Genomic DNA, 9695 nt, shown 5'->3' with positions numbered 1-9695 from the left:
TGCGCCCCGCCGACATCCGCGCCCTGGGTGACCTCGCCCGCCAGCACGACCTCTGGATCCTCGCCGACGAAGTCTACGAGGACCTCGTCTTCCCCAACGTCGCCTTCGCCTCGCCGCTCGACTTCCCCGAACTGGCCGAGCGCACCATCGTCGCCTCCTCGATCTCCAAGTCCCACGCCGCCCCCGGCTTCCGCTCCGGCTGGTGCGTCGGCCCGGCCGAATTCTGCGCGCGCCTGCTCCCACTTTCAGAAACCATGCTTTTCGGCTCGCAACCCTTCATCGCCGACCTCACTGAACTTGCAGTTTCCGAACCTTCGCCCGTCGCCGACAGCATGGCCGACCGCTTCGCCCGCCGCGCCGGGATCATTGCCCGCACGCTCGACGGCGTCGGCGGGTTGCGCGTCCACCGGCCCGAGGCGGGGATGTTCACCCTCGTCGATGTCCGCGCCACCGGCCTCTCGGGCGCGGATTTCGCCGCCTCCCTCCTCGACCGCCAGAAGGTCGCCGTCATGCCTGGCGAGAGCTTCGGCTCCGGCCTGTCCGGCTGGCTCCGCCTCTCGCTGACCCAACCCGACGACCGCACCACCGAGGCCGCCAACCGCATCGCCGCCCATGCGGCCAGCATCCTGGGGAACGCAGCATGACCACCGTCGGCATCCGTCTCGTCGAAGGCCTGATCGCCCGCGGCATCGACACCGTCTTCGGCATCCCCGGCGTCCACACCATCGAGCTGTACCGTGGCCTCGTCGCCGCCGGGGACAGGATCCGCCACGTCACCCCCCGCCACGAACAGGGCGCGGGCTTCATGGCCGACGGATACGCCCGTGTCTCGGGCAAGCCCGCCGCCGCCTTCGTGATCACCGGCCCCGGCCTGACCAACACCCTGACCGCGATGGCCCAGGCCAAGGCGGATTCCGTGCCCATGCTGGTGATCTCCGGCCTCGGCCGCAGCGACACGCTCGGCAAGGGGCTTGGCCGCCTGCACGAACTCCCCGACCAGGGCGCGATGGTTGCCACCCTCTGCCACACCGAAACCGTGACCGACCCGAAGAAGCTGGGCGATGTGCTGGACCGCGCCTTCGCGGCCATGACCTCGGGCCGCCCCGGCCCGGCGCATATCCAGATCTCCACCAACATGATGGCCCAGCCCTGCCCCGAACTGTCGGCCCCCGTGGTCGCCGGCAGCACCGTGCCGCTGCCTCTCGGCCGCATCCGCAGCATCGCGACCGCCCTGAACGCCGCCGAACGGGTGGTGATCCTCGCCGGAGGCGGCATCCGCGGATCGGAAACCGCGCTGCAGAAACTGGCGGAATCGCTCGACGCGCCCGTCATCCAGACCGTCAACGCCCGTGGTGCGATGTTCGGCCACCGCCTGTCGGTTCCCGCCTCGCCCAGCCTGACCTCGGTCCGCCAGTTCATCGCCGATGCCGACCAGATCCTCGCCATCGGGACCGAACTTGGGCCGACCGACTACGACATGTATGCCAACGGTCGCGTGCCGAACCTCTCGGACATGATCCGCATCGACATCTGCGCCGACCAGCTTGCCCGCCACCCCGCCAAGATGCCGGTCAAGGCCGAGGCCGGCGCGATGATGACCGCACTTCTGCCGATGACGATCCGCGCCAACCGCGAGGGCCCCGAGCGCGCCGAAGCCGCACGCCAGGCCGCCCGGGCCGAGCTTGCGACGCTCTACGAACCCATGCCCGCCCAGCTTGACATGGTCGAGGCGATCCGCGACGCGATGCCGAACTCGATCATCGTCGGCGACAGCACCCAGCCGATCTATGCCGCGAACCTCTATTACGACCACGACCGCCCGCGCGGCTGGTTCAACGCCGCCACCGGCTACGGCGCGCTTGGCTATGGCCCCGGCGCCGCCGTCGGCGCCGCCATCGCCGCGCCCGGCGTGCCGGTCGTCTGCCTGATCGGTGATGGCGGGCTACAATTCTCGCCCGGCGAGCTGCGCACTGCCGTCGATGAAAAGCTGCCGATCACCTATGTCGTCTGGAACAACGCCGGATTCCGCGAGATCGCCGAAGCCCTGCGCCAGGCGAAAGTGCCGGAAATCCTCGGTTGCGACCCCTCGCCGCTCGACATGGAGCATTTCGCAATGGCCTGCGACATGCTCTTCGCCCGCGTGCCGCAGGACCCGGAGGAGTTGGCGGACATGCTCGCCACCCCGCAGGACGGCCCGCGTCTTCTGGAAATTCAGGTCCGCTGACGCGCCAGCACCGGGGCCAGCACGAAGACCAGTCCGACAAGGCAGGCGGCATAGACGAAAGCCGCCCGCAGTCCGAAGCTGCCCGCGATCAGCCCCAACAAGGGCGGGCCGACGAAATAGCCGAAATAGCCCAGCAAGGTGGCCCGCGCGACCGCCCTCGCCCGGGCGCCCGGCGCGCTCAACTGGCCAACCAGCGAAAACGCCGTCGGCGCCAGCACCGACGCGCCGATCCCCATCACGAAGAACCCGAGGTAAGCCAGCCCCGGCCCCGGCGCCCAGGCCACCACCAGCGCGCCCAGTGATGCGACCACCGCCCCCAGCCGCAACAGCGTGTAAGGGTTCACCCGCCCCGCCAGCCCCTGCCCGCCCAGCCGCGCAAAGCCCATCGTCAGCGCCAGCATCGCGGGGCCCAGCGCACCTTCCTCGGGGCTGCCGCCCAGCGTCTTCTCGATATGCAGCGCCGACCAGTTCTCGGCCGCGTTCTCGGTCATGAAGGCGATCAGCACGATCCCGCCGCCGATGACCGGCACCCAGCCCAAAGCGCCGCCCGATCCGTCCTTCGGCTTCCGCAACCCCTCGATCCGCCCATCCTGCTCCAGCGTGAGCGCCGCGCAGGCCACTCCCAGCGCCGCCATCGTGCCCATCACCCAATCCGGCCCCCAGCCCGCCCCGCGCAAGACGCCGGTCAGCATCGCGCCGCCCGCATAGCCGAAGGAATAGGCGGCATGGGCCAGGTTCATCAGATGCAACCCGCGCGAGGTCTCCATCGCCGCCACCCGCGCATTCATCAGCACGTCGGTCAGCCCGGTCGCCGCACCCGTGCAGGCCATCGCCAGCGGAAACAGCCACCAGACCGACGCCTGCCCCGGCAGCGCGAAGGCCAGCGCCATCAGTGCGACCGACAGCGGCAGCGCCTGCCGCCCCACCGCCGCCCCGAACCCCGGCGCCACCAGCATCGCGCTGATCGCCGCAATCGGGGTGCAGAAGATCAAGAGGCCCAGCTGGCTTTCATCGACCCCCAGCATCGTCTTCAGGTCCGGCAAGACCGCCGCGAAGGTTCCCCACAGCACCCCCATCGCCGCGAAGGCCGCAATCGCGGGCCGCGCATAGGACAGATTGGACAGGGAAATCATCGGGCCGCTCCGGGGCAAGAGCATGACTGCTACCCCGTCCCCCTGCCGCCATCCAGCCCAGCCGCGACCTCTGCCGCCGCCAAAAACGACACGCCCGGTCGTCCCGCGCGATTCGCGCAGCAGGGTTAATGACCCGCCGTATGGCCGCGCGTATGGACGGAAGGAAGACGGTTTCCAGACGCGATGCAGACGTCGTCCCTGTCCGAAAAGTGCAAAATTAACCCAGCGTTCCCAATGCCTTGCAGGCAGAAGGCTGGCCCGTTGCCTCCCCCTCGACATTTCCCCCTTCATCTTCGATTAACTCTGCCCCGGGGGCGCCGTCTCCTGCCCCGAACTTCCCCCTTCCCTTCCCGGCCATTCTCCGCTACTGCCCCCCGGTCGCGCCATGCACCCTTGGAGGATGGCGGACTATCATATGGAGAGAACCAATGGCACGCGAGATCGTCGATCTTAAGGCCGAGGTGCGGACGGGGACAGGCAAGGGGGCCGCCCGTCAAGCCCGTCGTGAGGGCAACGTACCCGGCATCATCTACGGCGACGGGGCAGAACCCCAGCCGATCAAGATGAACTACAACTACCTCCTGACCAAGCTGCGCCAGGGCCGTTTCCTGCAGACGCTCTTCAACCTCAAGGTCGAAGGCCAGCCGGACGTTCACGTCATCTGCCGCTCTGTCCAGCGCGACGTGGTCAAGGACCTGCCGACGCATGTCGACTTCATGCGCATCCACGATGAAAGCCGGATCGAGCTGTTCATCCACGTCGATTTCGTCAACCACGACGCAGCCCCCGGCCTCAAGCGCGGCGGCACGCTGACCGTGGTCCGTCACGAAGTCGAACTGGAAGTCACCGCGGGCGACATCCCCGATCACATCACGGTCGACCTGACCGGGCGCAAGATCGGCGACGTCATCCACATCGGCGACGTGGAGCTGCCCTCGGGCGCCAAGCCGACCATCGCCCGCAACTTCGTGATCGCGAACATCGCGGCCCCCTCGGGTCTGGTGGCGGAAGAAGAAACCGAAGCCAGCGCCTGATCGCACAGGCTGCACAAGACGCGCGGGGGGCCTTCGGGTCCCCCGTTTGCATTTCGGCCCGTCGTCCTCAGGGCGCTTGCGCCCGCCGGAACACCAGCGTATCCGCCTTCGCCCCCTCGGCCGCCGCGAACCCTTGCGCCGAGAGGCCTTCCACGATCCGCTTCACCCCCTCCGGCCCATAGATCTGAGGATGCGTCTCGACCACCACCAGCCGCACCCCCGGCAAGGGTTCGACCAACACCGACAACTCACCCCCCTCGATATCGCAGCAGATCACCGTGGGCCGGAACCGTTCCAGCAGCCTGCCGATGGGTCGGGCCGGAACCCGGATGACCTCGGCATTCTCCGGCCAGCCCTCCGGCCCCTTCAAGGCGCTCGCCCAGAAGGCGGGCCGCTGGCCGAACTCCACCTCGCCCTCGCCTGCCGCCGCCACCACCGCGCCCCGAACGATCTTGACCCCCGGAAACCCGTTCGCCGCCAGGTTCTTCCGCGCCAGCTTCACCGTCTCCGGCCCCGCTTCCACCCCAACCACCGCATCCTCGCCCAGCACCCCCGCCGCCAGCGCGCAGATGAACCCCAGCCCCGCGCCCAGGTCCAAGAGCCGGTCCCCCTGCCGCAGGTGCAGCAGCAGCGCATCCGCCTCGTGGTGCTCGTAGCGACCCGAGGACAAGGCCCGCTCCAGGTTCCCCTTCAACGCCGCCTCCGGCAGATACAACGTCAGGCCGCGAAGGGTGAAGCTGCGCATCTTGTCCCGTCCGGTTGTCTCAAGCCCCTGTCCCCGCTATATCCCACCCCGAACCTCGAAGGGGAGAGCCTTGGTGAAACTCTGGGTCGGCCTCGGCAATCCCGGCGCGAAATATGCGGGGAACCGGCACAACATCGGCTTCATGGCCCTGGACCGCATCGCCGCCGACCACGGCTTCACCCCCTGGCGCAAGGCCTTTCAGGGGCTGGTCAGCGAAGGCCGCCTCGGCACCGAAAAGGTCGCGCTCCTGAAGCCCGAGACCTTCATGAATCTCTCCGGACAGTCGGTCCAGGCCGCCGTCGCCTTCTGGAAACTGTCGCTGTCCGACCTGACCGTCTTCCACGACGAGCTTGACCTCGCCCCCGGCAAGCTGCGTCTGAAACAGGGCGGCGGGCATGCCGGACACAACGGCCTGCGCTCGATCCACGGCCATCTCGGCGATGCCTACGCCCGCGTCCGCCTCGGCATCGGCCACCCCGGCCACAAGGACGCGGTTGCTCCCTACGTCCTGCACGACTTCGCCAAGGCCGATGCCGACTGGCTGGAAGACCTTCTCCGCGGCATCTCCGACGGAGCCGAGGCCCTTGCCGCAGGCGACGCCCAGAAATTCCTGAACGCCGTCGCCCTGCGCACCGCCCCGCCCCGATCCTCCACGACGAAGGAAAGACCCCAAGTCCCCGCTCTTGCCCCGAAACCCGAGGAAGACACCCGCAGCCCGATGCAGAAGCTGCTGGACAGGTTCCGGTAATCCGCCACGCGAACAAGCCCTTTCACCTGGCTCCAAATATCCTCGGGGGGTTTGGGGGGCGAAGCGCCCCCAACGTCCGAGCCGGTTGCGCGTTCTTCACGCGCAGAGGCGAGACAAAGGCTTGCGCGGCACGCGCTCAATTCAATAGCCGCCCGACCTACCCCCGCGCCACCAGCCCCGCCAGCGCCCGCTTGACCAACGAGGACACCGCCGGCCGCTCCAGCGCGACGAAGGGCAAGGGGCGGCACAACTCCATCGCCGCCAGCCCGACCCGCGCGGTCAGGGCACCGTTCACCACCCCCTCGCCGAACCGGCGCGAGAGCTTGGACAACACCCCACCTCCGGCGACCGAACCGATCATGTCGTCGGTCAGCGCCAAGGCCCCCGCCGCGACCAGCGACCCGAAGACCCGGCGCAGCAGCTTCAGGCTGCCGAAACTTCCCGACCGCCCGCCATAGATTTCCGCGATCCGCCGGATCATCCGCAGGTTCGCCACTGCCGCCGTCGCCACATCGGCCAGAGCCAGCGGCACCAGCGCCGTCACAGTCGCCACCTGCCGCGCCGCGCCCTCGATCACTGCCCTCGCCTCGGCGTCCAGCGTCGCCAGCAGCTCCCGCTCGGCCAGCGACAGGAGCGCATCGGCATCCATCACCTCGCCCTCCCGGTCCGCCAGCCGCGCCCGGCCCCAGGCGGTATCGCCCCGCGCGGCGTAGAGGCCGGTCAGGCCCGCAACCACCCGCCGTGCTGCCTTCAGGTCCGCCGCCGCCCGCGCCGAAATCGCCTGCTCCCGCAAGCCATCCAGCCGCTTCAGACGCAGGAAGGCCCCCCATTCGCGCAGGGCAAGGAAGAGCCCGCCCAGCACCGCCAGCACGACCAGGACGAGGGCAACCCATCCCAGCACGACATTCCGCGCCAGAAGCCCGGTCACGAAATCATAGGCCGCGACCGACAGGGCAAAGCTGAACAGCGCTGAAAACGCCCAGACCGCGAAGCGCGTCAGCCCCGAGCCCCGCTTCTGCGCCAAGGCCGCGACAGCCTGCATCGCCTGCCCCTCGGGCAGCGCGTCCGGCACTGGCGGCGCGAGCGAGGGATCGGCACCCTCCTCCATCTCCTCCAGGAAAGGCTTCGGCGGGCGGCTCACAGCTGGTCTCCGAACAGGAACTCCACCGCCCGGTCCAGCCGGATATGCGGCGGCCCCTCGCCGGGGCGCAGGGTCAACCGGGCGGGGGCGAAGGTCATCAGGCTGTAATCGGCATCGAGCCAGGCCTCCGCCCCCTCCCGCGCGGGAGAGAGGAGCCGCGCGGGGTCAGAGGGCAAGGCACCCGGATACATCAGCGCGGGCTTGCCCGTCGCCAGAAGCGTCCCCCGCACTGCCGGGACCTCGGCCCCATCCCGCGGAACCACCTCCTCCACCGTGGCCCGCAGCGAGGCCAGCGACATCGCCTCGGTCCGCGCGCCGGAGAAGTCGGCGCGGTGCTTCGCCTCGGCCAGCAGGCTCGCGGTGATCGCCGTCAGCGCCGGGTGCTGTTCGTGATGCAGGTGATCGGCCTTGGTCGCCGCAAACAGGATGCGCTCCACCCGCCGCGCGCCGAACAGCGACGACAGCCAGGAATTCCGCCCCGGCCGGAAGGCTTCCAGCACCTCGGCCATCGTCCGGCGCAGGTCTTCCACCGCCTTCGGCCCCTGGTGGATCGCGCCCAGCACGTCCATCAGCACCACCTGCCGGTCGAGCCGGGCGAAATGGTCCTGGAAGAAGGGGCGGACGACCTTCGACTTGTAGGCGTCGTAGCGCCGCTCCATCTCGCGCCAGAGGCTCACACGGGGGGTCAGCGCAGGCTTCGGCAGCGGGGCGAAGGTCAGGACCGGGGAACCCGCGAGGTCCCCCGGCAACAGGAACCGGCCCGGCGTCACGTCGACCCGGCCCAGATCGCGGGCGGCGGTGAGATAGGCGGTGAAGGCCTCGGCCAGGTGCCGCAGCTTCGTCTCGTCCACCGGAAGCGCGCCGTCCTCGGCCCGGGCGAGCGCCAGGTAGGCCGCCGCCTCGGCCCGTTTCTCCAGCCGGGCGAGGGTGGCTTCCGACCAGGCCTCGTAGCTGTCGTCGAGAAGCGCAAGGTCGAGCAGCCACTCGCCGGGATAGTCGACGATGTCGAGGTGCAGCGTATGCGGCCCCCGCCAGGAGGAGAGGAACCCGGCGGGCTGGACGCGGAAGGACAGGCGAAGCTCCGAGATCGCGCGGGTCGAGGCGGGCCAGCGGGGCTGGTCGCCGGTCAGCGCGGCGAGGTGGGCCTCGTAGTCGAAGCGGGGCAGGGTCAGGTCGGGCTGGGGCTGCAGGTAGACCGCCTGGATGCGGCCCTGCGCGGCGGCCTTCAGTTGTGGCATCCGGCCCCGGTTCAGGAGGTTGGCGACGAGGGCGGTGATGAAGACGGTCTTCCCCGCCCGCGACAGGCCGGTCACGCCCAGCCGGAGAGTGGTGTCGAACATGGCCCCGGAAAGCCCCGCCCCCGCGCTTTCGATCCCCCGGGAAATTCCGTCCGTCAGCCCGGAGAACACCCTCGCCGCCCCTTCTGCCTTGCCGGACCAAGATAGGCAGGGGCGGGCGGGAATGGAAGGCAGGTGGGGACGGGAAAGGATGTCCACGGTGGACAGAATTTTGAGCCCTTCAAAATCAATGACTTGGTCGCGGACATTAACGATTTCGCAAGGATTGCATGGCGGCCCTTTTCCGGGGTAGGGAAGCCCATGCCCCGCTATGCTCTGCAGATCGAATACGACGGCGGCCCCTTCGCGGGCTGGCAGCGGCAGGCGCAGGGGTTGCCCTCGGTGCAGGGGGCGGTGGAACGCGCGTTGGGGAAGCTGGAACCCGGCCCCCATACCATCGCCGCCGCAGGGCGCACCGATGCGGGGGTTCATGCCACGGCGCAGGTCGCCCATGCCGATCTGGCGAAGGACTGGGACCCGTTCAAGCTTGCCTCGGCGCTGAACGCGCATCTGCGGCCCGACCCGGTGGCCATCCTCGCCTGCGCCCGCGTCCCGGACGACTTCCACGCCCGCTTTTCCGCCACCGGGCGGCGCTATACCTTCCGCCTGATCGCCCGCCGCGCGCCGGTCACGCATGACAAGGGTCTTGTCTGGCAGGTGCTGAACCGGCTGGACCTGGAGGCGATGCGGGCCGGTGCCGCCGAACTGATCGGGCAGCACGATTTCACCACCTTCCGCTCCACCCTCTGCCAGGCGAAAAGCCCGGTGAAGACGCTGGACCGGATCGACATATCCGAACACCCCTATTCCGGCGGCATCGAATACCGCTTCGACCTGGCCGCCCGCAGCTTCCTGCACAACCAGGTCCGCTCCATCGTCGGCACGCTGGAACGGGTCGGCGCCGGGGCCTGGTCGCCCGAGGATGTGCGCACGGCGCTGGAGGCCAGGGACCGGGCGGCTTGCGGGCCGGTCTCGCCGCCGCAGGGGCTGTATCTGGTGGGGGTGAGCTATCCGGCGGACCCGTTTGCTAGCTGACCGCTCGTCGTCTCCTTCGTCGCTCCTCGCTGGCGACCGGCTCTCCGACGAGAAGCCGAAGGCGCACGAGGAGGCCTACCTCGCCAGCAACCGCCGCACTTCCGCCCGCAGGTCCTTCAGCTCGAACGGCTTGGAGATGAACCCGTCCGCCCCGAGTTCGATCCCGCGCCTGCGTTCCAGCGCCGAACCGCGGGCGGTCATCATCAGCACCTTGACCGCTGCCAGCGCCGGGTCGGTGCGGATGCCCGCGCAGATGTCATAGCCGGACAGCTCGGGCAGCATCACGTCCAGCAGCACG

The 9695-nt window shown here is 69.4% G+C and carries 10 protein-coding genes; 5 read left to right on the top strand and 5 right to left on the bottom strand.

Features of this window, described 5'->3' with window-relative positions:
• Positions 1-644: pyridoxal phosphate-dependent aminotransferase (locus tag ACE3P6_RS03045; RefSeq protein WP_374391512.1), on the top strand; the 644-nt coding region annotated here is incomplete at its 5' end.
• The gene (locus ACE3P6_RS03040; protein ID WP_374391510.1) at positions 641-2224 is read left to right on the top strand and encodes a 5-guanidino-2-oxopentanoate decarboxylase; all 1584 of its coding nucleotides are present in this window, start codon (positions 641-643) and stop codon (positions 2222-2224) included. The genes ACE3P6_RS03045 and ACE3P6_RS03040, both read left to right, overlap by 4 nt.
• Here the strand turns inward: ACE3P6_RS03040 and ACE3P6_RS03035 are convergent.
• Positions 2212-3357, bottom strand: coding sequence for an MFS transporter (locus ACE3P6_RS03035; RefSeq protein WP_374391508.1), 1146 nt, complete (start codon positions 3355-3357; stop codon positions 2212-2214). The two genes, ACE3P6_RS03040 and ACE3P6_RS03035, sit on opposite strands and share 13 nt — an antisense overlap.
• A 428-nt stretch (positions 3358-3785) precedes the next feature.
• On the opposite strand from ACE3P6_RS03035, the gene ACE3P6_RS03030 reads away from it, so the two are divergent.
• The gene (locus ACE3P6_RS03030; protein WP_374391506.1) at positions 3786-4391 is read left to right on the top strand and encodes a 50S ribosomal protein L25/general stress protein Ctc; all 606 of its coding nucleotides are present in this window, start codon (positions 3786-3788) and stop codon (positions 4389-4391) included.
• A 67-nt stretch (positions 4392-4458) separates the two neighbouring features.
• Here the strand turns inward: ACE3P6_RS03030 and ACE3P6_RS03025 are convergent, their stop codons facing one another.
• Positions 4459-5136 carry an FkbM family methyltransferase gene (locus tag ACE3P6_RS03025; protein ID WP_374391504.1) on the bottom strand — a complete coding sequence of 226 codons (678 nt, stop codon included), beginning with the start codon at positions 5134-5136 and terminating at the stop codon, positions 4459-4461.
• Positions 5137-5209: 73 nt separating this feature from the next.
• On the opposite strand from ACE3P6_RS03025, the gene pth reads away from it, so the two are divergent.
• The gene (gene pth, locus ACE3P6_RS03020; RefSeq protein ID WP_374391502.1) at positions 5210-5884 is read left to right on the top strand and encodes an aminoacyl-tRNA hydrolase; all 675 of its coding nucleotides are present in this window, start codon (positions 5210-5212) and stop codon (positions 5882-5884) included.
• Positions 5885-6041: 157 nt separating this feature from the next.
• Here pth and ACE3P6_RS03015 read toward each other — a convergent pair whose 3' ends face one another.
• Both ACE3P6_RS03015 and ACE3P6_RS03010 read right to left on the bottom strand, forming a co-directional pair.
• Entirely contained in the window at positions 6042-6992 is a 951-nt protein-coding gene (locus ACE3P6_RS03015) for a YcjF family protein (protein ID WP_374391514.1), read from the bottom strand.
• 29 nt (positions 6993-7021) lie between these two features.
• Positions 7022-8434, bottom strand: coding sequence for a YcjX family protein (locus ACE3P6_RS03010; protein ID WP_374391500.1), 1413 nt, complete (start codon positions 8432-8434; stop codon positions 7022-7024).
• Between the two features lie 189 nt (positions 8435-8623).
• On the opposite strand from ACE3P6_RS03010, the gene truA reads away from it, so the two are divergent.
• A complete protein-coding gene (gene truA / locus ACE3P6_RS03005; RefSeq protein ID WP_374391498.1) occupies positions 8624-9397 on the top strand; it encodes a tRNA pseudouridine(38-40) synthase TruA in 774 nt (257 codons plus the stop codon).
• A gap of 75 nt (positions 9398-9472) precedes the next feature.
• Here the strand turns inward: truA and ACE3P6_RS03000 are convergent.
• Positions 9473-9695 (bottom strand): response regulator transcription factor (locus tag ACE3P6_RS03000; RefSeq protein ID WP_374391496.1); only part of this gene is annotated, 223 nt, incomplete at its 5' end.

Origin of the sequence: Tabrizicola sp. (genome assembly GCF_041911175.1) — a bacterium.
Lineage (GTDB): Bacteria > Pseudomonadota > Alphaproteobacteria > Rhodobacterales > Rhodobacteraceae > Tabrizicola.
The sequence above is the reverse complement of the archived record's forward strand: the minus strand, read 5'-3'. Positions and strand labels throughout refer to the sequence as shown.